This is a genomic window from Flavobacterium sp., assembly GCF_031537875.1.
Classification (GTDB): domain Bacteria; phylum Bacteroidota; class Bacteroidia; order Flavobacteriales; family Flavobacteriaceae; genus Flavobacterium.
Map to the genome: position 1 here is coordinate 77684 of NZ_JAVKNB010000016.1, position 25555 is coordinate 103238.

Consider the following 25555-nt stretch of genomic DNA (forward strand, 5'->3'; position numbering starts at 1 on the left):
CATTGTAACTGCAATTGCGTACTTTGCAGTCAAATTAATCCTAATGAATTCCTCTCTGTTTTACAGTCTTTTAAAGAAAAAATTTCCGTTTGAACCGACTTACAAGCAGGATATTTTTTTTCAAAAGATTGCTATTTTCTTGACCGAAACGGAAAACAACACCATTTTTGTTTTAAAAGGATATGCAGGTTCGGGGAAAACAACCGTTATTTCTACCATTGTCAATAATCTGATTGAGATTAATAAAAAATATGTTTTGCTTGCGCCAACAGGTCGTGCGGCTAAGGTAATTGCCAATTATTCGAATAAGCCTGCTTTTACCATTCATAAAAAAATCTATTTTCCAAAGAAATCTTCTGGAGGTGGTGTGTCTTTTACGTTACAACCAAACAAGCATAAGAATACTATTTTTATTGTTGATGAGGCTTCGATGATTTCTGATGCTAATTCGGATTCAAAATTATACGAAAATGGCTCGTTGTTAGATGATTTGATTTCGTATGTGTATTCGGGAACCAATTGTAAAATGATTCTTTTGGGAGATACAGCTCAGCTACCACCAGTGAATTTAGATATCAGTCCCGCTTTAGACACCCATACTTTGGCAGTGCATTATGACAAAGAAATAGAATCTATTGAATTAGACGAGGTGATGCGTCAGGAGGAAAGTTCGGGTATTTTATTCAATGCAACAGAACTTAGGGAGTTGTTGAAAGATTCGTTTATAAACGAATTTCAATTTGATGTGAGAAAATTTAAAGATATTGTCCGATTAGTTGATGGTTACGATATCCAAGATGCCATTCATTCGGCATATAGTAATTATAGTATTGAAGATACCGCTTTTATTGTTCGTTCTAATAAACGTGCGAATCAGTATAATGAACAAATTCGAACCCGAATTTTAGATCGTGAAAGCGAATTGTCAACGGGAGATTTTTTGATGGTAGTAAAGAACAATTACTTTTGGCTAAAAGATTCTGACGAAGCGGGATTTATTGCCAATGGTGATATTATTGAAATATTAGAAATATTTGCTATTCAAGAGTTGTACAGCTTCAAGTTTGCGAAAGTAAAAATCCGGATGGTGGATTATCCCAATCAAAAACCATTGGAAACTGTTTTGTTATTGGATACTATAAAAAGCGAATCTCCTTCATTAACGTATGAAGAATCCAATCGTTTGTACCAAGAAGTGATGAAAGATTATGAAGGGGAAACCAAATTCAAGCAATTCCAGAAAGTAAAAAACAATGATTATTTTAATGCCTTGCAAGTGAAATTCTCGTATGCAATAACTTGTCACAAATCGCAAGGAGGGCAGTGGAATACCGTTTTTATCGAGCAACCCTATTTGCCTGACGGAATCAACAGTGACTACATTCGTTGGTTATATACAGCTATGACGCGAGCAAAAAATAAATTATATTTGATTGGTTTTAAAGACGAAAGTTTTGTGGACTAAATTTAAACAGTAATTATGATGAATAATTTAAACGATTTACATGCTATTTCAGGGAGTTTCCCTACAACAGATAAAATGCCTGTTTTATTTTTGGGACATGGAAGCCCAATGAATGCTATTGAAGAAAATCAGTTTGTAACAGGTTTTAGAGATCTTGCAAGAACACTACCGCAGCCTAATGCTATATTGTGTATTTCAGCCCATTGGTACACCAAAGGAACTAAAGTTACGGCTATGGAAATGCCTAAAACGATTCACGATTTTGGAGGTTTTCCACCCGAATTGTTTGCAGTTCAATATCCTGCCAAAGGTAGTCCAGAATTAGCTTTGGAAACTAAAGAACTATTACAGCCTGTAGCAGTTGAACTAGACGATACTTGGGGATTAGATCACGGAGCTTGGAGTGTTATTAAACATTTATATCCTGAGGCTAATGTTCCTGTTATTCAGTTGAGTATTGATTATTCAAAACCGCCAGAGTATCATTTTGAGTTGGCTAAACAATTAAGTGATTTGCGTTACAAAGGCATTTTAATTGTGGGTAGCGGGAATATTGTCCATAACCTGAGATTAGTTGATTACCCGAATTTTGATAAAGATAATTACGGCTATGATTGGGCTATCGAAGCTAGAGAAATAGTGAACAATTATCTATTAGATGGTAATTTCAAACCTTTGTTTGATTACGAAAGGCAAAGTAAAGCCTTGCAATTAGCCATTCCAACGCCAGAACATTTTTTACCGTTACTTTATACATTGGGATTAAAAGAAAAGAAGGAAGAACTTAGTTTATTCAATGATAAATTAGTAGCGGGTTCTTTGAGTATGACTTCGGTGAAGATTATGTAGATAGGTTTTTAGTAAAATGGTATATTTGGAGAATGATTAATAAAAAATAATAATCAGTTTTTTAAAATTAGTAACAAAATAGTTGCAATAATAAAACCTTTGTGACTTACTGCCTTTGGGGCAATTTATATACAAATGAAAATAATAGCTGTCATCCCTGCACGTTACGCTTCCACGCGATTCCCTGCTAAATTAATGCAAGATTTAGGAGGAAAAACAGTCATTTTAAGAACCTACGAAGCGGCACTTTCTACGAAGTTGTTTGATGATGTTTTTGTGGTCACGGATTCGGATATTATTTTTGAAGAGATTGTTTCTAATGGTGGCAAAGCTATTAAAAGTATCAAAGAACACGAGTCAGGTAGTGATCGGATTGCTGAAGCCGTTCAGAATTTAGATGTAGATATTGTGGTCAATGTGCAAGGTGATGAGCCTTTTATTGATATCGATCCTTTGGAAAAAGTAATCGAAGTATTTAAAAATGATTCGGCTAGACAAGTCGATTTAGCTTCTGTAATGCGCGAAATCAAAGACGAAGCCGAAATTAATAATCCCAATAACGTAAAAGTAGTGGTAGCGCAAAACGGATTTGCCTTGTATTTTTCCCGTTCGGTAATTCCGTATCCAAGAGAGAAAAATGTAGGAGTACGCTATTTTCAACACATTGGAATTTATGCTTTTAGAAAACAGGCTTTACTTGATTTTTATAGTTTACCAATGCAATCGTTGGAAGCTTCCGAAAAACTCGAACAATTGCGTTATTTGGAATTTGGCAAACGCATTAAAATGGTAGAAACTACTCATGTAGGTATCGGAATTGATACTCCTGAAGATCTAGAAAAAGCCAGAAAAATGCTTTAATTAATCCTGATTTTCGTGATCAAAATAGCCTTTAGTTTTTACTTTGGTTGAAAAAAAGTTCAGGAAAAGAATAATAAAAAACAAGAATAGTAAGGCCTGTGTACTTACTAAAAACTTTCCTATTGTAGCTATAGGATGAAAATCGCCATACCCAATTGATGACGAAGTAATAATACTAAAATATACTGCGTCAAACCAATTTAGAAAAGGTTTGTTTAGATAATTTCCACACGAATAAAAAACGGCATAAGCAAAGACAATTTCTAAATAATTGAAGAATAGTAATAGCATCGACCTTCTGTAGGAGCGCGGTCTTGAAAAGAGATCAGAGGCAAAAATTAGGGTAGGAATGTAAAATATAGTTTCTAAAAACACATACGTCATTAGTACAATGACCCATTGGTACTGTTGCCATTGGTTTACTAAAATAAGAATCGGAAAAGTAACTTTGAGTAAAATGTAAAAATCAGTCGCTAAGTCTTGGTATTCAATTCCCTTTTTCCTAGAAAAATATTTAATATAAATTCCAGGAAATAGTAATTGAGAAGAAGATAGTAACAAACGAAAAATCTTTTCTAATCCGTTATCGTCTTGATGATCGTTATTCCAAATGGATTTTATGTTTTGAATTCGCTTTTCAATAGGATCGAATTCAGCTTGCTTTCCATTGGATGATTTGCCTAAAAATAGTTTTCGGATTGTTTTTCTCATTTGTGATAGAATAAGTACCTACAAGTTAGTAAAAAAATAGCATTATATCTTTTCAATTACAATTAATTCATTGTGAATTTCAACCCTAGGAATTGTTTTTATTTTGAAATTGGGTTGGTAAAATTCAGTACAATATTTCTTATTTCTCTGATTGTCTTTTTCACTTAATACCATTGTATTAAATAGAATACAGCCTTTTTCTTGAAGTAACGCACAAAGTCTTTGCGTAAAGAAGTTTTCGAATAAAAAACTAGGCATTTTTGTGTCTTGAAAAATATCAACGATAATTAAATCGTATTTATCATTGGCTTGTAAAACAAATTCAAAAGCATCGGTATTTAATAAGCTAAGATTCGGAATTTGATTCAATTGAAAGTAAGAATTGGCTATTTTAATAATTTCAGGATCAATTTCAACCCCTATAATTTTACCTTTAAATTGAATTTCGTCATTTAAAGTTTTGATTACACTTCCGCCAGCAACACCTAAAACCAATATGGTATTCATTTTTCTAATTTGGCGAAAGCCAATGGTTTTTAATCCGAGACGTAAAATGCGTTGTAAACTTCCGTACGAGTAGTTGGTGTTTTCAGAATCTAGTACTAATTCGCCATTTGCCCAAGTGATTTCAATTGATTTACTCCAATTGGATTTGGTCTTAAATACCGTTATAGGCAGGAGATAACTCAATAGTTTGCGAATCATAGTGTGGGGTTTGTTCAAAAATAAGATTTTAATTGTTTTATTTGTAAAAAATTAAAAGAGAATGAAAAGACAATTCTATAAGTGGCTATTTTTCAAAATCATGGGTTGGAAAATTGTCGGCACCATTAATCCCGAAATAAAGAAATGTGTAATGATGGTAATGCCTCATACAAGCGCACACGATTTTTACTTAGGTATTTTTACACGAGGAATTATGGGTTTAGAAATGAATTTTGTTGCCAAGAAAGAATTGTTTCGTTTTCCTTTTGGATATTATTTTCGTTATATGGGAGGAGCGCCTTTGGACCGATCAGGAGGTTTGAACAAAGTAGATTCTATAGCCGCAATATTTGATACAAAAGAAACTTTCCGTTTAGCAATAGCTCCTGAGGGAACACGTAAATATGTAGCTGAACTTAAAACAGGCTTTTATTACATTGCTTTGAAAGCGAATGTACCCGTTATTCCTGTAGCTTTTGATTTCGGTAAAAAAGAAGTTCGTTTTGGAGAACCATTACTTCCAACAGGAAACTTAGAGGAGGATATAACAATTCTTAAACATCATTTTGTTGGTGTTTTTGGTAAAATTCCGGATTGTGGTTACAAAGTGTAAATGCCTTACTGCGGCGTAAATTCTTTAAAAGAACCGTCTTTATAGAAGAAAACGATTTTTTCTATTTCGCTTGAAATAGATTCTGGCTTCTTTTCTACTTTTTTAATTTCTACAGGAGTAGTCTTTTTTGTTTCTTGAACTTCAGAGAACAAATTGGAACTAATTGCATTATCATTCAAAGGAGTAGGAGGAGTCTCAATTTGTTGTTCGGTGTTGATTGTTTTCGGGAAACTTCCTTTTCCATTTAGTATCCAATACAAATCTACTTCTGGGAAAACCTCTAAAATTTTAAGAATAAAATCTAAACTAGGTTTGTTTCGTCCCGACAAAAGATGAGACAAACTAGAACGCTGTACACCAATTTTATCCGCAAAAGAAGATGCATTCAAATTGTAATAATCTAATAGAGTTTCAAGTCTTTTTACAAAATCATCGATGTTTACCATTGTGTAAAATATTAAAATAATAAATTGTTTACAAATGTAATTAAATTAATTACACCTCAATGTTAAATAGTTCTAAATCGGTTTAAATGCGTATGTTTTAATTGAAATTTTAGTAGAATTAAAATATTTTAAATATATGATTTTTAACACTTTAATTAAAAAACATGAAATTGTTTACAAATTACAATTAGTAATATATTCAGGATAAGCTAAACACTACGATATCTGTTTACATTGTTGAAATTTTATAATCATAATTAGTTTACATTTGTAAATATAAAGATGTTTACTTTTGTAAAATCAAATTAAAAGCTATGAATTTAGAAGAATTATTTGTTCAGAATAAAGAACAAACTATCCAAGGTAGGTACCTAACATTAGATCATATTGACCCTGTTTTAAACCGTTTAAATACCAACAATCAATTACAAGTAATTGGGAAATCGGTTTTAAATAAACCTATATATGAATATCAAATCGGTCAAGGAGCCACTCGAATTTTTCTTTGGTCACAAATGCATGGAAATGAAAGTACCACAACAAAAGGAGTGTTTGATTTTTTAAATCTATTGCATAGTGGTTCTGATTTGGCAAAACAATTTTTGAGCAACTATACTTTTTGTTGGATTCCGATGTTAAATCCAGATGGAGCTACTCTTTATACTCGTGCTAATGCTAATGAAGTTGATTTGAACCGTGATTCTCAAGACTTAACCCAGCCTGAAAGCAAGGTGTTGAGAGCTACTTTTGAACGATTCAAGCCAGATTATTGTTTTAACCTACACGATCAGCGAACTATTTTTGGCGTTGCCAATACGGGTAAACCAGCAACTATGTCATTCTTGGCGCCTTCTTATAACGAAGAAAGAGAAATTAATGAGTCACGATTAAAAGCAATTAATGTGATTTCGGGCATCAATCAGGTTTTACAGCAATTTATTCCCGGACAAGTTGGACGTTTTGATGATTCATTCAATATTAATTGTATTGGAGATACATTTCAATATTTAGGTGTACCTACTATTTTATTTGAAGCGGGTCATTATCCAAATGATTATGAAAGAGAGCAAACTCGAAAATATGTATTTATTTCTTTGGTTGCTGCTTTCAATCTAATTAGCGAAAACGATATAGTTAGCAATAGAATCGAAGAATATTTGAATATTTCACAAAATAATCCAGTTTTTTGTGATTTTTTGTATAAAAATGTCAAAATAAATTATGATGGTAAGGAAAAAATCATCAATTTTGCCTCACAATACAAAGAAGAATTGATTGACGGTGCAATTTGCTTTAATGCTTACATTAATCAAATTGAAGATTTAGAAAATCGTTTTGGTCATTTCGTATATGATGCTCAAGGAGCTTCTTATTCAGATGATTATGATAGTATTCCTAGATTAGATCAGAAAGCCAATTTTTATTTAAATAAAAACATAGAATTTGTTAACGGATTGATAAAAAAATAATTTTATTACTCATTGTTTGATTTTTATGTATATTTTTATACTTTGTTTTAGATAATTAATAATATTAATTGAAAAAATTATGAGTAAGTTTCGTTTAGATGAAGTAGATCACCAGATTTTAGATATGTTGATTGACAACACTAGAGTTCCTTTTACGGATATTGCAAAAAAATTATTAATATCTGCTGGTACAGTCCATGTTAGGGTTAAAAAGATGGAAGATGCTGGAATTATTATGGGTTCTTCTCTTGTGCTAGATTATGATAAGTTAGGATACTCTTTCATTGCTTATGTAGGTGTATTTCTTAATAATACTTCTCAAACTAAATTTGTTTTAGAGAGAATTAACGAGATTCCTTTTGTAACGGTTGCTTCTGTAACTACAGGGAAGTTCAATATTTTTTGTAAAATTAGAGCAAAGGATACTAAGCATGCAAAAGATGTTATTTTTATGATTGATGACATTGACGGAGTGTACAGAACAGAAACAATGATTTCATTAGAAGAAAGCATCAACGACAAAAAGCGTTTGATGCATACGATCTTCAAAAACATGTAATACTTGTTGCTATATATTATATATAACCTCAAGTTTACGCTTGGGGTTTTTTTATGCCAAATTGATTAATAACTACTACAACCAACTTATAAAATTATGTATACGCTTCCCAAAATAGAACGTTTTAATCAGGATGTTCTTTCTAAGTATCACATTTATAATAGTGTGTTTATAACCTTACCATTTGATTCTATAGATAATACGGGGGTTTTACTTCCTTTGTTTACAGAAGTTTGTGAAACGGGTTTTAAAAAACAAGAAACTCCCGGAGAGATTGTAGAGTTTTTTGCTAAAAAATATTTGCACACAGATTCGGAATCAGATAAAATAGATTTAATGTTTCGTTTTATTCAATACATTGAAAGACAAATTGTACTTTTTGATGCTATTGAAGATGCTGCTTTCCCTGCTGTGAATAATATGGAAGGAAGAGGTTCGCTTCGTGATATTAAAGAAAAAGCGGATGATAAAAACAGTCAAGAAGAATTGATAGAGTTCTTAGAAAACTTTAATGTTCGAACGGTATTGACGGCGCACCCAACACAGTTTTATCCAGGAGCTGTATTAGGAATTATCAATGATTTAACGGATGCTATTCGTAAAAACAATCTATTAGGTATTAAACAATTGTTAGCCCAATTAGGAAAAACGCCTTTTATACAAAATGAAAAACCCAATCCGTATGACGAAGCGGTGAGTTTGATCTGGTATCTTGAAAATGTTTTTTACGAAACAGCAGGAGAGATGGTTCATTATTTAGAGAAAAATTTATTTAACGGGAATTCAATCAATAATCCTTTAATTAAATTAGGATTCTGGCCAGGAGGTGATCGTGATGGAAATCCTTTTGTAACAACTGATATTACTCTAAAAGTAGCAGATCGTTTGCGTACGTCTATTTTGAAATGTTATTATATCGAAATGAGAAACTTAAAACGTAAGTTAACATTTCCCGGTGTTGATACGTTAGTTTCGGAATTAGAACAAAAATTATATCGCTCTGTTTTTTATTCAAAAGGCGAAATTTTTATTACCCTTGAGGAATTTAGAACTCAATTGAAAAAAATCAGATCGATTATTGTAGAACAACATCAGTCGTTGTATGTTGATCAATTAGACGCTTTGTTAATTAAGGTAAATCTTTTTGGATTTCATTTTGCGACTTTAGACATTCGTCAAAACAGTAAAATCCATGATGCGGTTTTTAAAGATGTAGTTAGCTATTATCAAAAATCTGATTCGAAAGTTTTTCCTGCGAATTATTTTGAACTTTCTGAGCAGGAAAAAATGGAAGTTTTATCAAATGTATCAGGTGATCTAGATCCAGCTGCTTTTGATAACGAAATGACTAATTCTACTTTAGGGTCTATTCAAGCGATAAAAACGATTCAACATAATAATGGTGAATTTGGTTCTAATCGTTATATTATTAGTAATAATGAAAGTGCGCTAAATGTAATGGAAACTTTTGCTCTTTTTAAATTGAGTAATTGGAATGCTCCTTCGGTTGATATTATTCCGTTATTTGAATCGGTTGATGATTTGCAAAATGCGCATGAAATTATGGAGAAGTTGTATACTAATCCAGCCTATGCAAAACATCTAGAATCAAGAAATAATAAACAAACCATCATGTTAGGTTTCTCTGACGGAACTAAAGATGGAGGTTATTTGATGGCAAACTGGAGTATTTATAAAGCAAAAGAGTCATTGACCGAAATTTCCAGAAAGTATGGAATAAAGGCTATTTTCTTTGACGGTAGAGGTGGTCCTCCTGCTCGTGGTGGTGGTAAAACACATAAATTTTACGCTTCTTTAGGGCCTAAAATTGAGAATAACGAAATTCAAGTTACTGTACAAGGTCAAACGATTAGTTCTAATTTTGGTACTTTAGATTCGTGTCGTCATAATTTAGAGAATCTGTTAAGTGCAGGTGTGACAAATCAAGTATTTGCCAAAGGAAGAAATGAATTGACAATTGATGAAAAAGCCATTTTAGATCAATTAGCTGAATTAGGGTATGAAAAGTATTTGAACTTTAAAAACCACCCAAAATTTATTCCGTATTTAGAGCAAATGAGTACGCTGAAATACTATGCTAAAACAAATATCGGTAGCCGACCTTCTAAAAGAAGTAAGTCTGAAAATTTAGATTTTGCTGATTTGAGAGCTATTCCATTTGTAGGTTCTTGGAGTCAATTAAAACAAAACGTGCCAGGATTCTTTGGGGTTGGAACTGCTTTGAAACATTTTGAAGATACGAATCAATGGGATAAAGTTCAAAATTTATATGATGGTTCTTTGTTCTTTAAAACCTTATTAGAAAACAGTATGATGTCATTGGCTAAATCGTTTTTCCCATTGACAGCTTATATGAGTAAAGATCCAGAGTTTGGTGAGTTTTGGCAAATCATATACAATGAATTTTTGGAAACTAAACGTTTGTTGTTGAAAATTGCAGGGCATCAAGAATTGATGGAAAACTATCCTGACGGTAAAGCTTCGATTGACATTAGAGAGCGTATTGTGTTGCCTTTGTTGACAATACAACAATATGGATTGACAAGGATTAATGAGTTATTGAAACAAAAAAATCCAGACGAAAAGTTAATTAAGGTATATGAAAAAATTGTAACCCGTTCACTTTTTGGTAATACCAATGCGAGTAGAAACTCAGCTTAATTAGTATTTATGAAAACAAGTCAGTTATCCGATAATGAGTATTCAACTTTTAATGCTACTTATATTAAGGCGGCAGGCGAAGTAGATTTGATTGAAGAATTGGAAATTTGTTTGCATGACTTTATTCGTTTTGTACAAAACATTCCGATGGATAAGTTTGATTATCGTTATGCCGAAGGCAAATGGACAATCAAAGAAATTCTTCAACACATTATTGATACAGAACGAATTTTTGCGTATCGTGCATTGCGAATTTCAAGAAATGACACCACACCTTTGCCAGGTTTTGACGAAACTATTTTCGCAAATAATACTGAAGGGAATAAAAGAAGTCTTCAAGATTTATTAACCGAATTATCAGCGGTTAGACATTCTAATTTGTTGCTTTTTAAAAGTTTTTCTGAAGATCAATTGAAAAGAGTAGGTGTAGCTTCTGAACATTCAATTTCTGTTAGAGCTATTGGTTTCATGATTATTGGACACCAAAAACAACATCAAAAAGTTTTTGAAGAACGCTATTTGTAAGAATAACAGTTTATATAAATTAAAAAAGGCTATCTATTTTCATAGGTAGCCTTTTGTTTTTTTTTCGAATTAATAATTATTCTTCGTCCTCATCTTCTTCGTCAGCGATGTCATCAAAATTATCATCATCGTCGTCTCCATCTTCACCATCAGTGTCTGGTTTATCTAGATTTTCGTCTTCTGTATCATCGTCATTTTCATCTTCGTCTAGTTCAAGTCCTTTGATTGGTTCAACGACTACATCGATGATTTCATCATCTTCATCGTAGTTTTCAATTCTGTCAGAAAGTTTAGTACTCACTTTTACTAAATAAATAGTGTCTTCAGTTCTAACTTCTACTGCTTCAACTAATTCATTCTTAGCGTTTCTAAAACGGATAATGTCTGAATCATCATAACCATCAGGAAATTTTTCTACTAATAAGTTTAAAATTTCGTTTGTAAGTTTTGCGTAATCAACAATTACTCTTTTCATAAAGTTGTGTATTCTATAAGTCTAATAAATAAGCAAAAATTAAAGGTGCTACAATGGTAGCATCAGATTCAATAATGAACTTTGGAGTGTTGATGTCCAATTTACCCCAAGTTATTTTTTCATTCGGAACAGCTCCAGAGTACGAACCGTAACTGGTTGTAGAATCTGAAATCTGACAGAAATAGCTCCAGAATGGAATGTTGTGCATTTCCATATCTTGGTACAACATAGGTACCACACAAATTGGGAAATCTCCTGCAATACCACCACCAATTTGGAAGAATCCAATTCCGTTAGCGCTATTTTTTGGATACCAGTCTGCTAGAAAAGTCATGTATTCAATACCTGACTTCATAGTGGAGGCTTTTAAATCTCCTTTGATTACATAGGAAGCAAAAATATTACCCATAGTGCTGTCTTCCCAACCTGGAACAATAATAGGTAAGTTTTTTTCTGCTGCCGCATACATCCAACTATCTTTTAAGTCAATTTCGTAATATTCTTCAAGAACACCTGAAAGTAACATTTTGTACATAAATTCATGTGGAAAATAACGTTCTCCTTTATCATCAGCGTCTTTCCAAATTTTATAAATGTGTTTTTGCAAACGACGGAAAGCTTCATGCTCTGGAATACAAGTATCTGTTACACGATTCAATCCTCTTTCTAACAAATCCCATTCGTCTTGAGGAGTTAAATCACGATAGTTAGGTACTCTTTCATAGTGAGAGTGCGCAACTAAATTCATGATATCTTCTTCAAGGTTAGCTCCTGTACAAGAAATAATTTGCACTTTGTCTTGACGAATAATTTCTGCGAAAATCTTTCCGATTTCAGCGGTACTCATGGCTCCAGCCATACTCACCATCATTTTGGCTCCATTAGCTAATTGCTGTTCGTAAGCCTTTGCGGCGTCAACTAAAGATGCAGAATTAAAATGCAAGTAGTGCTTTTCGATAAACTGACTGATTGGTCCTTTGCTCATTTTTTAAAATTTAATATTTAAAAATGGAATGTCATAGTTGATGGTACAATCAAATATAACAAATTTTTAAATGCTCTATTGTGTGTATAATTATTTTTTATTGTAACCTAATATTTTTAAAACGTCATCTGAAGTTTGTTGTTCTGAATAGACTTCAGTTGCTAAGATGCCATTCTCATCTCGATCAATTAAGATATGTTTGGGTTGTGGAATCAAACAGTGATGTAATCCACCATAACCACCAATGGTTTCCTGGTATGCACCGGTATTGAAAAAACCAATATATAACGGTTTTTCTTTATTGTACTTTGGTAAATAGATGGCATTCATGTTTTGCTCTGAATTGTAATAATCATCGCTGTCACAAGTCAATCCACCCAATAAAACCCTTTCGTAAGTATCATTCCATCTATTGACAGCCAACATGATAAAACGTTTGTTAATTGCCCAAGTGTCTGGTAGAGTAGTAATGAATGAAGAATCAATCATATTCCATTTCTCTCTATCGTTCTGTTGTTTTTGATACAAGATCTGATAAATTGCTCCACCGCTTTCACCTACAGTAAAAGATCCAAATTCAGTAAAAATATTAGGAACCGCTACTTCGGCTTCGTCACAAGCTATTTTAATTTGATTGATAATTTCGTCAATCATGTATTGGTAATCGTATTCAAATGTCAATGAATTTTTGATAGGGAAACCACCACCAATATTCAAACCGTCAAGCGAAGGACATTCTTTTTTCAACGCTACATATACTTTGATACATTTTACTAATTCGTTCCAATAGTAAGCGTTGTCATTGATTCCTGTATTGATAAAAAAGTGCAACATTTTAAGTTCCAATTTTTTATTCTCCTTAATTTCCTTTTTATAGAAAGGAACGATGTTTTTATAACCAATACCCAAACGCGAAGTGTAAAACTCAAATTTAGGTTCTTCCTCTGCGGCAATACGAATACCTATTTTAAATTTTCCTTTTATCTGAGCTTGAAGTAAATCTAATTCTTCGTAGTTGTCAATTATAGGAATAGTATTCTTATGACCTGTATTAATTAAACGAGCAATATTTTCAACATATAAATCTCTTTTAAAACCATTACAGATTACATAAGTACTTTTATTGATTTTCCCATTCTCCAAAAGATTCTCTACAATATTAATATCAAATGCCGATGACGTTTCGATATGAATATTGTTTTTGAAAGCCTCGTTCATAATATATTCAAAATGAGAACTTTTGGTACAATAGCAATAATAGTATTTTGCCTCGTACTTGTTCTTCTCCATTGATTTACGAAACCAAGCTTTGGCTTTGTTAATGTTATTGGAAATTTGAGGAAGGTATGTGAATTTTAAAGGCGTTCCGTATTGTTCCACCAATTTCATCAAATCAATATTGTGAAACTGAAGATTGTCTTTATTTAAAGTAAACTCTTCTTGTGGGAAGTAATACGTTTGATTGATTAAGTCGAAATATTTTGTATTCATTTAGTTGTCAGAATTTTAGATTAAATATAGTTTAAATAATAATTAAACTAAAATTCAAACTCGAATATTAGCATACACAATTTGAAGTTTTTCATTTTCAGCTTTTAGAAACTGAAAAATATCAAAACTAAAACTTCCTTTGAATGCACTAAAACGTTTCCACATCCTTAAAAAGGAGCTCTCGCTTAAGCGGTTATTCAGTGTAAAGTAAATTGTGTTTTGATTCGTTTTCATCGAGGCAAATGTAAAAAAATATATATACGAAATGCAATCCTTTTAATTAAAAATAAGATTATGAATTATAGTCTTGAAATGCGCTAAGAATCAATTCATTTTCAACCAATTGGTTGATTTTTATAGCCCCAATTCCTTCAATTAATGCAAATTGAATGGTACCAAATTCATTTTTCTTATCGTGAATTAACAAATCAAGTATCGGTTGGATGTCATTTTCCTCAAAAGTGATATTATCATAGATCGTTTTAATCACTGATTTTATTTGAATGTACTCAGCTTCTGAGATTAAATTTTTATGTAATGATATATAGCTTTCAAGAATCATCCCGATAGCAATTGCTTCGCCATGCAGCAAAGTTGTTTTGTTGTCGTTTTCTAAAAAGTAACTTTCAATAGCATGACCTAAAGTATGTCCAAAATTCAAAGCCTTACGAATGTTTTTCTCAGTAGGATCTTGCATTACAATTTCATTCTTAATAGCAACTGAGCGATGGATTAATTGGTCTAAATCAGAAAAATCAATAGTACTTATATCTAAAAATTGCTCCCAATAATGTTTGTCAAAAATCAATCCGTGTTTTAACATTTCAGCTAAACCAGAACGCATTTCGTTTTGAGGAACTGTTTCAAGATATTGGGTGTCAATTAAAACCATTAATGGGACGTTGATAACTCCGATTTGGTTTTTTAAGTTTCCTAAATCCACTCCTGTTTTTCCTCCAACTGAAGCATCTACCATGGATAATAGAGTAGTAGGGATATGAATAAAATCAACCCCTCTTTTAAATGTGGAAGCGACAAAACCACCTAAGTCGGTTACAACACCACCTCCTAAATTGATGACTAAACTTTTTCTGTCGGCACCTAGTTCAGTTAAGACTTTCCAAATTTCGATACACGTATCAATATTTTTATTGATTTCCCCTGCTTCAAATTCGATGATTTCAATAGTCAAATCCGTTTCTAAATACGGCAAAAATTTATGCAAACAATAGTCGTTTGTATTGCTATCAGTAATAATAAACAGATTAGAATACTTTGTTTCTTTCAAATGTAAGTTTAAGGCTTCATAGCCTTTTTCATTGAAATGAACAGGATAATTGTTGGCTTGAATTGTTTGCATTGTCTTGATTTAATTGAGAACGCAAAATAAGGGATTTTTTGATTAATAGTATTGAAAACTCTCTCTATATTTGTAAAAAAATATAACAATTAATGGAAAATATTTTCAATAATACACAAATTGCATTTGCATTAAAAAGCGATACAGAGTTAGATAGAGCCTATTTTTTGTTTAAAATGATTGACAATGAACCACTTGTTCGCATTGGAACGGCGGTAACTAATTTTGCAATCAAAGCGCATTTACCAGTTGAAGGTTTGATTAGAGCAACGGTTTTCGATCATTTTTGTGGCGGTGTAAATGAGAACGATTGTCTTTCTGTAGTGGATAAAATGTATACCAAAGGCGTTTCTTCAGTCTTGGATTATTCAGTGGAAGGTAAAGAAGAGGAATCGCAATTTGATGCTGCATTAGCAATGACTTTAAAGACGATTGAATTTGCCAAAGAACGTCAAGCCATTCCTTTTGCGGTTTTCAAACCAACAGGTTTAGGAAGATTGGATTTATATGAAAAAGTGGGTTCGAAAGCAATCTTGACAACTTCAGAACAAGCAGAGTGGGACAGAGTAGTAGATCGATTTGATTTGGTTTGTAAAACGGCTCACTATAAAGATGTTGCTTTATTGATTGATGCAGAAGAAAGTTGGATGCAAGATGCTGCAGATGATTTGGTCGCTCAAATGATGCAGAAATACAATAAAGAAAAAGCAATTGTTTTCAATACATTACAAATGTACCGTTGGGATCGTTTGGACTATTTGAAACAATTACATGAAAGAGCTAAACAAGAAGGATTTTATATCGGAATGAAATTGGTGCGTGGCGCGTATATGGAAAAAGAAAATGCGAGAGCAGAAGAAAAAGGATATCCTACACCAATTTGTCCTTCCAAAGAAGCTACAGATGTAAACTATGACGCAGCTGTTTTGTATATGTTAGACCATATTGATTCGATGGCTATTTTTGCGGGTACTCACAATGAATTGAGTTCGTATACTTTGATGAATTTAATGCAGGAAAGAGGAATAAAAAATAATGACGAACGCATTTGGTTTGGGCAATTGTACGGAATGAGTGATAATATCAGTTATAATTTGGCAGCCAATAGGTATAATGTAGCTAAATATTTGCCTTTTGGACCAGTGAAAGACGTAATGCCCTATTTAATTCGTCGTGCCGAAGAAAATACGTCGGTTGCAGGACAAACCAGTCGAGAATTATCAATGATAAAAGCAGAACGGACTCGTAGAAAAAGTTTGCAATAATACATAAAAACGCCATTCGAAAGAATGGCGTTTTTTATATAGAAATTACATGAGTTAGGAATTGCTAAACTGTAAATTACTCAAGTTTTTATAAATACCTTTTTCTAAGGCTATTAATTCTTGATGGGTTCCTTGCTCTGCTATTATTCCTTGGTCTAAAACTAAAATTTGATCAGCAGAACGAATTGTAGACAAACGGTGTGCAATAATTATACTTGTTCTTCCTTCCATTAAGATTTCGAGTGCTTCTTGTACTAGTTTTTCGCTTTCACTATCCAATGACGAAGTAGCTTCGTCTAAAATTAAAATACTTGGATTTTTCAACAATGCCCTTGCAATAGCGATACGCTGTCTTTGACCTCCGGATAATTTCACCCCACGTTCACCCACTAAAGTATCTAATTTTTCAGGAAAGCTTTCTATGAAATTATAGGCATTGGCTTGTTTGGCTGCAGCCAAAATTTCTTCTTCAGAAGCATTAGGCTTTCCATAAGCAATGTTTTCACGAATGGTTCCTCCAAAAAGAATGACATCCTGAGGCACAATACTCATATTGCCACGAAGTTGCTCTAAATCGTAGTCGTAAATGTTTTTATTGTCAATTTCAATGCTTCCCTCTGCAATTGAATAAAATCGTAATAGGAGTGAAGCAATAGTTGATTTTCCAGCACCACTTGGTCCTACTATGGCAATCTTTTGTCCAAATTGAGCAGTAAAACTGACATCCTTTAATACCTTCATTTCTTTTCTTGAAGGGTATTGAAAAGCAACGTTTTTGAAACTTACATTTCCACTAATTTTTTCTATTGTTTCATGAGTAGATGTTCCTTCAATTTTTTCAGGAGTTTCATCTAATAATTCAAAAACACGTTCAGTAGCTCCAATTGCTTTTTGAATTTGCGCATACAATTCGGCAACACCTCCAAAAGAAGCCCCTACAAACGTAGAATATAAAACAAAAGAGATTAATTGACCTACGCTCATTTCTCCAGCGATACTCAATTGTACACCGTACCAAACTACCGCGACAATAGCACCAAAAAGGCAAAAGATAATGAAAGAAGCAAAGTATCCACGGTATTTCCCTCCTTTGATAGCAATTTGAATCACTTCTTTTATCTGGGTTTTATATCGGGCAATTTCGTACCATTCATTGGCAAAAGCCTTAACAATGCTAATTCCTTGCATCGTTTCTTCTACAATCACTTGGCTTTCGGCCACTTTATCTTGTACACGTTTAGAATAGCCTCTGATGAATCGTCCAAAGATTACAGCGGCAACAGCAACCAAAGGAACTACAGAAAGCATTAACAGTGTGAGTTTGAAACTTTCGGTTGCCAATAAAGCAATACCTCCAATAATAAGGATGAATTGTCTTAAAAATTCGGCAATAGTAGAGGTTAATGTATCTTGTATTTGTGTGATATCAGAACTGATGCGACTGTTTAACTCACCCACACGCTTTTGAGAAAAGAACGACATAGGAAGTTTAACCAAATTACTGTATAATGCTAGACGAAGATTAGCCAACGTATTTTCAGTAAAGTTGACAAACAAAGACAATCTAAAAAATGAAAAAATAGATTGCATGAATAGAATTCCTACTAAACTGAGAGCAATGAAATTAGCTTGCGCATTGTCTTTGTTTTTGACACAATCTACTAACAATCCCATCAATTTAGGAAACGCTAAGGCAGTTCCACCAGTTAATAGCAAGAATACTAAGCCAACATAAAATTTCCAGCGGTGCTTTCCTGAATATTGAAATATGAGTGTTGCTTTTTGAAGGGCGCTTAGGGTAATTTTTGATTTTGGTAAATCGTTTTCTTTGAATCGTGCCATGTTATTTTAATAAGTTTCAAATGTACTACTATCCCTCTTTACTACAAAAAAAACTATTTACTTAATTAGGAAGTTTCTTAATGTTATAAAAAACACAAAAATAGAATTAGCATACTTTTTTTACTTATTTTTGGATCCCAATGAGAGTAGTAGTATTTTTCATATCGTTTTGTTTTTTTCTGCTTGGCTATAGTCAAGGTTTTTCTGTTAATCTGAAAAATTTGCACTCAGCTGAAACAAATTCTTTTGTTTTACAAGAAAATAATCACGAATACTTTAGAAATTTAGAACAAAAAGTTACTGTTGTTACTGATTGTGCTGATCTTGAATTAGAAGAAGACTATCATAATAATGATGAAAGTGGTGCGACTAATCAAAAAAATTTTCTACTCAAAAGCAACGTTTTAGATAATTGGTATTTGGATTTTTCATATCCATTATTGTTAAATTGTACTACAATTCATTTTGACACTTCCTTTTGTTTAGCCTCATCACCTATATACATTAAAAACAGAGTTTTAAGAATCTGATTTCCTCAAAACTAGATTCCTAAATTTGATTAGTTTACAAAAGCATTATCTCTTATAAATGTTGTAAACCTAATTTTTAGGCGTTCTTTATTTCCGATTTTCAATACATTTAATTTATTATTTATTACCATGAAGAGAATACTATTATTCGCTGGCTTTGTAGCCCTATTATGCAACTTAAGTTGTAATCAAAAAAAAGAAACTAAAGAAGAGGAAGGTAAATATGCCGTTACCAATCCTGTACGAATCGATACTTCATTCACAAAAGAGTATGTTTCTCAGATACGTTCTGTTCGAAATATCGAGATTAGAGCTCAAGAAAAAGGTTTTTTGCAAAATATCTATGTCGATGAAGGTCAGTTTGTACAAGCGGGTCAGTTGTTGTTTCGAATTATGCCTAAAATGTACGAGGCTGAATTACTAAAAGCACAATCAGAGGCAAAAGCAGCAGAAATCGAATTGCAAAATGCAATAACATTAGCCGACAAAAATATTGTGTCTAAAAATGAACAAGCAATGGCTCAGGCTAAATTAGACCAAGCTAGAGCTGAAGTGGCATTGGCAAAATTACATTTGTCTTTCACTGATATTAAAGCGCCATTTTCAGGGACAATTGACAGAATTCCTAAAAAATTAGGAAGTCTAATTGAAGAAGGAGAGTTAATGACAAGCCTTTCAGATAATAGTAAAATGTATGCTTATTTTAATGTTTCTGAGCCAGAATATTTAGAATATCAATCTAATAAAAGTGGACGTGGTAGCAATACAATTAGTTTACGTTTAGCAAATAGTCAAAACTATAAATACAAAGGTAAGGTTGAAGTGATTGAAAGTGAATTTGATAGTGAAACAGGTAATATTGCTTTTAGAGCTAGTTTCCCCAATTCAGATAAACTCTTGAAAAATGGAGAAACAGGTAAAGTGTTAATGACTGTGCCAGTTAAAAATGCTTTAATTATTCCTCAAAAAGCGACTTACGAAATTCAAGACAAGAAATATGTGTTTGTAGTAGATAAAAATAATGTTGTAAAATCAAGGGAAATTAAAATTACAGGAGAATTACCAGATGTATATGTAGTTCAAAGTGGTATTGATGAGACAGACAAAATTTTACTAGAAGGTGTTCAGAAAGTAAATGATGATGATAAGATTAATTATGTGTATCAAAAACCATTGTATGTGCTTTCTCATTTGAGATTGAAAGCAGAGTAATTTAATCCTTAAAATCATAAATCAATGTTTAATAAATTTATACAAAGGCCGGTATTATCAATAGTAATATCCCTTGTTATTATATTTTTGGGAGTATTAGCAATGACTGGCTTACCGGTAACACAATTCCCATCCATATCACCTCCAAAAGTTAATATTACTGCTGCCTATCCTGGAGCTAATGGTGAATTAATGATTAAAGCGGTTGTTATTCCGATTGAAAGAGCCATTAATGGAGTTCCTGGTATGAAATACATCACTTCTGATGCAGGAAATGATGGTGAAGCTTCCATACAAGTGATATTCAATTTAGGAACCGATCCTAATCAAGCAGCGATTAACATTCAAAATAGGGTAGCCTCTGTAATTAATAAACTACCACCATTGGTGGTTAGAGAGGGTTTGAAGATAACCCGTGAAGAGCCTAACATGCTTTTATATGTTAATTTATTTAGTAAAGATAAAAGCGCTGATCAAAAATTCTTATACAACTATGCCGATATCAATATTCTTTCGGATTTAAAACGTGTTAATGGAGTTGGATTTGCAGATATCCTAGGAAACCGTGATTATGCCATGCGTATCTGGTTGAAACCAGATAGAATGTTGGCCTATAAGATATCGGCTGATGAAATTATGGAATCATTGAGTAATCAGAGCTTAGAAGCCTCACCAGGAAAAACAGGTGAGAGTTCTGGTAAAAGATCTCAAGCCTTTGAATATGTTTTAAAATACAAAGGAAGATATACTACCAAAGAAGGATATGGTAATATCGTAGTTAGAGCAAATCCTAATGGAGAATTACTTCGACTAAAAGATGTAGCTGATGTTGAGTTTGGAAGTTCTATGTATGATATTTATTCGAGTTTAGATGGAAAACCATCAGCAGCAATCTCTATTAAACAATCCTATGGTAGTAATGCTAGTCAAGTTATCAAAGATGTTAAATCAAAATTAGATGAATTAAAAAAATCGTTCCCTAAAGGGATGGATTATGAAATAAGTTATGATGTTTCTAAATTTTTGGATGCTTCTATCGAAAAAGTAATTCATACACTAGTAGAAGCTTTTATTTTAGTAGGGTTAGTGGTTTTCTTATTCCTTGGCGATTGGCGTTCAACACTTATTCCTGCCATTGCCGTTCCCGTATCTTTAATAGGTACATTTGCTTTTATGCAATTATTTGGTATCACCATTAACTTAATTACATTATTTGCATTGGTATTAGCCATTGGTGTGGTTGTAGATGATGCCATTGTGGTTATTGAAGCGGTGCATGCTAAGATGGAAGAAGAACATCTTTCTGCTAGAAAAGCTACTAAAAAAGCAATGTCCGAAATCGGAGGAGCCATTATAGCAATTACCTTCTTAATGGCTGCAGTATTTATTCCGGTAGCATTTATGTCTGGTCCTGTTGGTATTTTTTACCGTCAATTCTCAATAACAATGGCTACAGCCATTATCCTATCAGGAATTGTAGCATTGACTTTGACACCAGCATTGTGTGCTATAATGTTAAAAAATAACCATGGAGTTGCCCGACCAAAAAATTTAGTGAACCGATTTTTAGATGCCTTCAATCATCGATTCAATAATTTAACGGATACCTATCAAAAAATACTAGCGCTATTTATTAATAGACGAACCATATCAATAGGGATTCTATTGGTTTTTTGTACAGGAATATTTTTTATTAATAATAGTTTACCATCAGGATTTATTCCTGGGGAAGACCAAGGTATGTTCTATGCTATTATTCAAACCCCTCCAGGGTCTTCATTAGAGAGAACTAATGAGGTAGCCGAGAAATTGCAAAAAGTTGCTGAAAAAATAGATGGAGTACAATCTGTTTCTGCACTTGCGGGATATGAAATCTTAACCGAAGGGACAGGAGCCAACACAGGAACTTGTTTAATTAATTTAAAAGATTGGCACGAGAGAGGTAAAAATGTTGAGGAAATCATCAAAGAATTAGAAGAACAAGCCAAAAACATTCCAGGTGCCACAATTGAATTTTTCCAACCTCCAGCGGTTCCAGGTTATGGTGCTGCAGGTGGATTTGAATTACGTTTATTGGATAAATCGGGTTCTGGAGATTATAAAAAAATGGAAACCGTAAGTAAGGAATTTGTTGCGGCATTAAAAAAACGTCCCGAATTGACCTCAGTTTTTACTTTTTATAGTGCTAGTTTTCCTCAATATATTCTTGATATTGATAATGATCTTGCACAGCAAAAAGGCGTAAGTATTGAAAATGCAATGAATACTTTATCAACTTTAGTAGGTAGTAACTATGAGACTAATTTCATTAAATACGATCGACAATATAAAGTTATCGTTCAAGCAGCTCCTGAATACAGAGAACTTCCTGAAGACATCTTAAAATTATATGTAAAGAATGATCGAGATGAAATGGTCCCTTTTTCTGCGTTTATGACAATGAAAAAAGTATATGGATTGTCAGAAATCACAAGACACAATATGTATAATGCTGCTGAAATTAGTGGAGCTCCTGCAATAGGTTATAGTAGTGGAACAGCAATTGAGGTAGTGAAAGAAGTGGCAGAAAAGACATTACCTCGAGGTTTTGGAATAGACTGGGCTGGTATTTCGGCAGATGAAGTAGCTCGAGGAAATGAAGCATTGTATATATTCTTAATCTGTCTTGGATTTGTCTATTTAGTTCTTGCCGCTCAATATGAAAGCTTTATTTTGCCACTGGTAATCATTTTATCATTACCTGCCGGTATATTTGGTGCTTTCTTATTTTTAAAATTATTTGGTCTAGCCAATAATATCTATGCGCAAGTAGCCTTTGTCATGCTTATAGGACTCTTAGGTAAAAATGCCGTTTTGATTGTTGAATTTGCGGCTCAGAAACATAGTCAAGGTGCAACAATTATCAATGCAGCCATGGAAGGAGCAAAAGTTCGATTCCGTCCTATTTTGATGACTTCTTTTGCGTTTATTGCAGGATTAATTCCATTGGCTTTAGCCTCTGATCCAGGTAAAATAGGAAACAGAACATTAGGTTCTGCAGCTGCTGGTGGAATGCTTATAGGGACTATTTGTGGGGTTTTGATTATTCCAGGTTTGTATTACATCTTTGGAACAATGTCAGAAAAAGTTAAATTCATTAAAAACGAAGACGAAAATCCTTTAACTGAAGAAATTAATAACAATGATTAAATTTAAGATACATAAATTAGCTATTCCGTTAGGCTTATGCCTAGCGGTAATAAGCTGTAAAACACCGGACATAAAGCCATTAACAGCAACTAACCCGCTTCCTGAGGCTTTTGTAAATACTAAGGATACAGCTAATACTTCGACCATTTTGTGGCATAATTTTTTCAAGGATAAAAACTTGGTTGATTTAATTGACGTAGCCTTAAAAAACAATCAAGAATTAGCAATAACCTTGCAAGAAATTGAAATTGCTAAAAATGATATTCGAGTTAGAAAAGGTGCTTTGTTGCCTACAGTTGGTTTAGGAGCGGGTGCAGGAGTAGAAAAAGTGGGACGTTATACTAGTCAAGGTGCTGGTGATGCTTCTACTGAAATTACTCCTGGCAATGAATTTCCTGAAGCCTTGCAAGACTATAAATTAGCCGCTTATGCGCATTGGGAAGTCGATATTTGGAAAAAACTGCGCAATAGTAAAAAAGCGGCAATTAGTCGCTATCTAGCTACAGTTGAAGGAAAGAATTTTGTGATTACTAATTTAATTGCTGAAGTAGCTAGTTCGTATTACGAATTAGTTGCTTACGATAGCCAATTAGAAATTGTGAGACAAAGTATTGAAATCCAAAAAAATGCTTTAGAAATTGTAAAGATCCAAAAAGAAGCTGCACGCGCTACTGAATTAGCGGTTCAGAAATTTGAAGCAGAAGTATTTGCTTCTCGAAGTATGGAGTTTGATATTCTTCAGAAAATTAAAGAAACGGAGAATAAAATTAATTTCTTATTAGCACGCTATCCTCAGGAAATCAAGAGAGATAAAACAAGTTTAGTTAGCGCATTGCCTTCGCAACTGAAATCAGGAATACCATCACAATTGTTAGCCAATCGTCCGGATATAAAACAAGCCGAGTTGCAATTAGAAGCTTCTAAATTAGATGTAAAAGTGGCTAAAGCTGAGTTCTATCCTTCGTTAGATATTTCTGCTTCAGTAGGATTCAATGCGTTCAAATCGTCGTATTTATTTAAAACACCTGAATCATTATTGTATTCTCTAGTAGGCGATGTGGCAGCCCCTTTGATCAATAGAAATGCAATTAAAGCCGAATTCAAAAGTGCGAATTCTCGTCAGTTACAAGCCTTGTACAATTATGAAAAAACAATTCTAAATGCGTACGTAGAAGTTTCAAACCAATTGTCAAAAATTGATAATTTACAAAAAAGCTTCAGTTTGAAAACCCAACAAGTGGGTGCTTTGGATCGTTCTATCTCGGTTTCCAATGATTTGTTTAAATCAGCGAGAGTCGATTATTTTGAAGTATTGATGACACAACGAGATGCTTTGGAATCCAAATTAGAATTGGTGGAAACCCAAAAAGACTTAATTAACGCCTCAGTCTATGTATACAGAGATTTAGGAGGTGGTTGGAAATAAGAAAATTGTTTCAAAACAAAAAACTCCTTCAATACTGAAGGAGTTTTTTAGTTATACAAAAGTTGTTACAGGAATTGTCTTGTCAATAATATGCAATTCCAACAATTGTTTTTGAATACGATCTACCATAGCACTGTCCATTTTTTCTTGAGACCATTCGGTTAAGGATAGCCATTCTTTGATGTCATCAATTTTTTGATGGTAGGTAGTGGCTAAACGGTCTGTAATGTTGGGAATGGTTTTAAAATCCCGAGTTTTGGCATTGATGATTTTGAGCAGACTAGCAATAGCTTCGGGTTGTGTAGCCAATACGTCTTCGCGCACCGCAATCACAAAACAAGGCCATGGAGTAGGGCAATCTGCAATTCGTCTAAAAATGCCCTGGTCCACTAGCGGCTGCGTCATAAAACGCTCCCACATAAAATAATCAGCTGTTCCATAAGTCAAAGCGGTTACTGCACCCTCAATAGTATTGACAATTTCAAATTGCAATTTTTCGGCTTCCCAATGTTGATTTTTAGCATTAACATATGCCATTAATTGGGAGCCTGAACCGAGTCGTGAAATGGCTACTTTGGTGTTTTCTAGATCATCTAGCGTTTTGTATTTGCTTTGAGCAGCAACGTGAATTCCCCAAATTAATGGTGATTCAACATAGATTTGTATAATCTTAGATGGATTCCCATTCACAATATCTTTGATGATGCCTTCGGTTAAAATAACGGCAATATCAGTACTTCCATCGCGAAGCATCTGACACATTTTACCCGTTCCTTCAGGAACATCGGTCCATTGCAAATCGATATTTTCTTTCTCAAATTCGCCATTTTCAAGGCATAGGTGCCAAGGCAAATTGAAATGTTCTGGAACGCCAACAATCTTTAAAGAAGTCATA

At 33.2% G+C, this 25555-nt stretch carries 22 protein-coding genes; 13 read left to right on the forward strand and 9 right to left on the reverse strand.

Annotated elements, in window-relative coordinates; genetic code table 11:
* Window positions 1–43: 43 nt before the first annotated feature.
* From RMR09_RS10485 to kdsB, 3 genes are all read left to right on the forward strand, one after another.
* Complete coding sequence (locus tag RMR09_RS10485; RefSeq protein WP_310595751.1) at window positions 44–1465, forward strand: AAA family ATPase; 1422 nt, start codon at window positions 44–46, stop codon at window positions 1463–1465.
* An 18-nt stretch (window positions 1466–1483) separates the two neighbouring features.
* Window positions 1484–2314, forward strand: coding sequence for a 4,5-DOPA dioxygenase extradiol (gene ygiD / locus RMR09_RS10490; RefSeq protein WP_310595913.1), 831 nt, complete (start codon window positions 1484–1486; stop codon window positions 2312–2314).
* Window positions 2315–2449: 135 nt separating this feature from the next.
* Window positions 2450–3175 carry a 3-deoxy-manno-octulosonate cytidylyltransferase gene (kdsB, locus tag RMR09_RS10495; RefSeq protein WP_310595752.1) on the forward strand — a complete coding sequence of 242 codons (726 nt, stop codon included), beginning with the start codon at window positions 2450–2452 and terminating at the stop codon, window positions 3173–3175.
* Here the strand turns inward: kdsB and RMR09_RS10500 are convergent, their stop codons facing one another.
* Together RMR09_RS10500 and RMR09_RS10505 are read right to left on the reverse strand one after the other, a co-directional pair.
* On the reverse strand, window positions 3176–3886 hold the full coding sequence (locus RMR09_RS10500; protein ID WP_310595753.1) for an ion channel: 711 nt from the start codon (window positions 3884–3886) through the stop codon (window positions 3176–3178).
* Window positions 3887–3928: 42 nt separating this feature from the next.
* A complete protein-coding gene (locus RMR09_RS10505; RefSeq protein ID WP_310595754.1) occupies window positions 3929–4591 on the reverse strand; it encodes a fused MFS/spermidine synthase in 663 nt (220 codons plus the stop codon).
* A 61-nt stretch (window positions 4592–4652) separates the two neighbouring features.
* Here RMR09_RS10505 and RMR09_RS10510 point away from each other — a divergent pair, with 61 nt between their 5' ends.
* The gene (locus RMR09_RS10510; protein ID WP_310595755.1) at window positions 4653–5204 is read left to right on the forward strand and encodes a 1-acyl-sn-glycerol-3-phosphate acyltransferase; all 552 of its coding nucleotides are present in this window, start codon (window positions 4653–4655) and stop codon (window positions 5202–5204) included.
* Window positions 5205–5209: 5 nt separating this feature from the next.
* Here RMR09_RS10510 and RMR09_RS10515 read toward each other — a convergent pair whose 3' ends face one another.
* Window positions 5210–5650, reverse strand: coding sequence for a helix-turn-helix transcriptional regulator (locus RMR09_RS10515; protein ID WP_310595756.1), 441 nt, complete (start codon window positions 5648–5650; stop codon window positions 5210–5212).
* 314 nt (window positions 5651–5964) lie between these two features.
* On the opposite strand from RMR09_RS10515, the gene RMR09_RS10520 reads away from it, so the two are divergent.
* From RMR09_RS10520 to RMR09_RS10535, 4 genes are all read left to right on the forward strand, one after another.
* The gene (locus tag RMR09_RS10520) at window positions 5965–7119 is read left to right on the forward strand and encodes a M14 family metallopeptidase (RefSeq protein ID WP_310595757.1); all 1155 of its coding nucleotides are present in this window, start codon (window positions 5965–5967) and stop codon (window positions 7117–7119) included.
* Between the two features lie 79 nt (window positions 7120–7198).
* Window positions 7199–7678 (forward strand): Lrp/AsnC family transcriptional regulator, encoded by a 480-nt coding sequence (locus RMR09_RS10525; protein ID WP_072943262.1) that lies wholly within the window; start codon window positions 7199–7201, stop codon window positions 7676–7678.
* Window positions 7679–7774: 96 nt separating this feature from the next.
* Window positions 7775–10360 (forward strand): phosphoenolpyruvate carboxylase, encoded by a 2586-nt coding sequence (locus tag RMR09_RS10530; RefSeq protein ID WP_310595758.1) that lies wholly within the window; start codon window positions 7775–7777, stop codon window positions 10358–10360.
* A gap of 9 nt (window positions 10361–10369) precedes the next feature.
* Window positions 10370–10885, forward strand: a complete 516-nt coding sequence (locus RMR09_RS10535) for a DinB family protein (protein WP_310595759.1) — start codon at window positions 10370–10372, stop codon at window positions 10883–10885.
* Window positions 10886–10961: 76 nt separating this feature from the next.
* Here the strand turns inward: RMR09_RS10535 and RMR09_RS10540 are convergent, their stop codons facing one another.
* The 4 genes from RMR09_RS10540 to aroB form a co-directional block, all read right to left on the reverse strand.
* Window positions 10962–11360: a DNA primase gene (locus RMR09_RS10540; protein WP_310595760.1), complete on the reverse strand. Its 399-nt coding sequence runs from the start codon at window positions 11358–11360 to the stop codon at window positions 10962–10964.
* A gap of 13 nt (window positions 11361–11373) precedes the next feature.
* The gene (locus RMR09_RS10545; protein WP_310595761.1) at window positions 11374–12345 is read right to left on the reverse strand and encodes a deoxyhypusine synthase family protein; all 972 of its coding nucleotides are present in this window, start codon (window positions 12343–12345) and stop codon (window positions 11374–11376) included.
* 90 nt (window positions 12346–12435) lie between these two features.
* Entirely contained in the window at window positions 12436–13836 is a 1401-nt protein-coding gene (locus tag RMR09_RS10550) for an arginine decarboxylase (RefSeq protein WP_310595762.1), read from the reverse strand.
* Window positions 13837–14128: 292 nt separating this feature from the next.
* Window positions 14129–15196, reverse strand: a complete 1068-nt coding sequence (aroB, locus tag RMR09_RS10555; RefSeq protein ID WP_310595763.1) for a 3-dehydroquinate synthase — start codon at window positions 15194–15196, stop codon at window positions 14129–14131.
* A gap of 92 nt (window positions 15197–15288) precedes the next feature.
* Between aroB and RMR09_RS10560 the strand changes: the two genes are divergently transcribed.
* Window positions 15289–16461 (forward strand): proline dehydrogenase family protein, encoded by a 1173-nt coding sequence (locus tag RMR09_RS10560; RefSeq protein ID WP_310595764.1) that lies wholly within the window; start codon window positions 15289–15291, stop codon window positions 16459–16461.
* Window positions 16462–16515: 54 nt separating this feature from the next.
* Here the strand turns inward: RMR09_RS10560 and RMR09_RS10565 are convergent, their stop codons facing one another.
* Window positions 16516–18303: an ABC transporter transmembrane domain-containing protein gene (locus RMR09_RS10565; RefSeq protein WP_310595765.1), complete on the reverse strand. Its 1788-nt coding sequence runs from the start codon at window positions 18301–18303 to the stop codon at window positions 16516–16518.
* Between the two features lie 140 nt (window positions 18304–18443).
* Between RMR09_RS10565 and RMR09_RS10570 the strand changes: the two genes are divergently transcribed.
* The 4 genes from RMR09_RS10570 (at window position 18444) to RMR09_RS10585 (ending at window position 24660) form a co-directional block, all read left to right on the forward strand.
* Window positions 18444–18833, forward strand: a complete 390-nt coding sequence (locus RMR09_RS10570; RefSeq protein ID WP_310595766.1) for a hypothetical protein — start codon at window positions 18444–18446, stop codon at window positions 18831–18833.
* A 129-nt stretch (window positions 18834–18962) separates the two neighbouring features.
* Complete coding sequence (locus tag RMR09_RS10575; RefSeq protein ID WP_310595767.1) at window positions 18963–20045, forward strand: efflux RND transporter periplasmic adaptor subunit; 1083 nt, start codon at window positions 18963–18965, stop codon at window positions 20043–20045.
* A 24-nt stretch (window positions 20046–20069) separates the two neighbouring features.
* A complete protein-coding gene (locus RMR09_RS10580) occupies window positions 20070–23234 on the forward strand; it encodes an efflux RND transporter permease subunit (protein ID WP_310595768.1) in 3165 nt (1054 codons plus the stop codon).
* Complete coding sequence (locus tag RMR09_RS10585) at window positions 23227–24660, forward strand: TolC family protein (protein WP_310595769.1); 1434 nt, start codon at window positions 23227–23229, stop codon at window positions 24658–24660. The genes RMR09_RS10580 and RMR09_RS10585 overlap by 8 nt, the downstream gene beginning before the upstream one ends.
* Before the next feature lie 51 nt (window positions 24661–24711).
* Here the strand turns inward: RMR09_RS10585 and RMR09_RS10590 are convergent, their stop codons facing one another.
* Window positions 24712–25554: a substrate-binding domain-containing protein gene (locus RMR09_RS10590; RefSeq protein WP_310595770.1), complete on the reverse strand. Its 843-nt coding sequence runs from the start codon at window positions 25552–25554 to the stop codon at window positions 24712–24714.
* Window position 25555: the final 1 nt, after the last annotated feature.

Excerpts from the sequence above, each read along its gene's own strand:
- RMR09_RS10505 (WP_310595754.1), bottom strand. The coding sequence starts at position 4,591 with ATGATTCGCAAACTATTGAGTTATCTCCTGCCTATAACGGTATTTAAG.
- RMR09_RS10550 (WP_310595762.1), bottom strand. The coding sequence starts at position 13,836 with ATGAATACAAAATATTTCGACTTAATCAATCAAACGTATTACTTCCCA.
- RMR09_RS10590 (WP_310595770.1), bottom strand. The coding sequence starts at position 25,554 with ATGACTTCTTTAAAGATTGTTGGCGTTCCAGAACATTTCAATTTGCCT.
- RMR09_RS10510 (WP_310595755.1), top strand. The coding sequence starts at position 4,653 with ATGAAAAGACAATTCTATAAGTGGCTATTTTTCAAAATCATGGGTTGG.
- RMR09_RS10535 (WP_310595759.1), top strand. The coding sequence starts at position 10,370 with ATGAAAACAAGTCAGTTATCCGATAATGAGTATTCAACTTTTAATGCT.
- RMR09_RS10540 (WP_310595760.1), bottom strand. The coding sequence starts at position 11,360 with ATGAAAAGAGTAATTGTTGATTACGCAAAACTTACAAACGAAATTTTA.
- RMR09_RS10575 (WP_310595767.1), top strand. The coding sequence starts at position 18,963 with ATGAAGAGAATACTATTATTCGCTGGCTTTGTAGCCCTATTATGCAAC.
- RMR09_RS10560 (WP_310595764.1), top strand. The coding sequence starts at position 15,289 with ATGGAAAATATTTTCAATAATACACAAATTGCATTTGCATTAAAAAGC.
- kdsB (WP_310595752.1), top strand. The coding sequence starts at position 2,450 with ATGAAAATAATAGCTGTCATCCCTGCACGTTACGCTTCCACGCGATTC.
- RMR09_RS10570 (WP_310595766.1), top strand. The coding sequence starts at position 18,444 with ATGAGAGTAGTAGTATTTTTCATATCGTTTTGTTTTTTTCTGCTTGGC.
- aroB (WP_310595763.1), bottom strand. The coding sequence starts at position 15,196 with ATGCAAACAATTCAAGCCAACAATTATCCTGTTCATTTCAATGAAAAA.
- RMR09_RS10515 (WP_310595756.1), bottom strand. The coding sequence starts at position 5,650 with ATGGTAAACATCGATGATTTTGTAAAAAGACTTGAAACTCTATTAGAT.
- RMR09_RS10485 (WP_310595751.1), top strand. The coding sequence starts at position 44 with ATGAATTCCTCTCTGTTTTACAGTCTTTTAAAGAAAAAATTTCCGTTT.
- RMR09_RS10585 (WP_310595769.1), top strand. The coding sequence starts at position 23,227 with ATGATTAAATTTAAGATACATAAATTAGCTATTCCGTTAGGCTTATGC.
- RMR09_RS10525 (WP_072943262.1), top strand. The coding sequence starts at position 7,199 with ATGAGTAAGTTTCGTTTAGATGAAGTAGATCACCAGATTTTAGATATG.
- RMR09_RS10500 (WP_310595753.1), bottom strand. The coding sequence starts at position 3,886 with ATGAGAAAAACAATCCGAAAACTATTTTTAGGCAAATCATCCAATGGA.
- RMR09_RS10580 (WP_310595768.1), top strand. The coding sequence starts at position 20,070 with ATGTTTAATAAATTTATACAAAGGCCGGTATTATCAATAGTAATATCC.
- RMR09_RS10565 (WP_310595765.1), bottom strand. The coding sequence starts at position 18,303 with ATGGCACGATTCAAAGAAAACGATTTACCAAAATCAAAAATTACCCTA.
- RMR09_RS10520 (WP_310595757.1), top strand. The coding sequence starts at position 5,965 with ATGAATTTAGAAGAATTATTTGTTCAGAATAAAGAACAAACTATCCAA.
- RMR09_RS10530 (WP_310595758.1), top strand. The coding sequence starts at position 7,775 with ATGTATACGCTTCCCAAAATAGAACGTTTTAATCAGGATGTTCTTTCT.
- ygiD (WP_310595913.1), top strand. The coding sequence starts at position 1,484 with ATGAATAATTTAAACGATTTACATGCTATTTCAGGGAGTTTCCCTACA.
- RMR09_RS10545 (WP_310595761.1), bottom strand. The coding sequence starts at position 12,345 with ATGAGCAAAGGACCAATCAGTCAGTTTATCGAAAAGCACTACTTGCAT.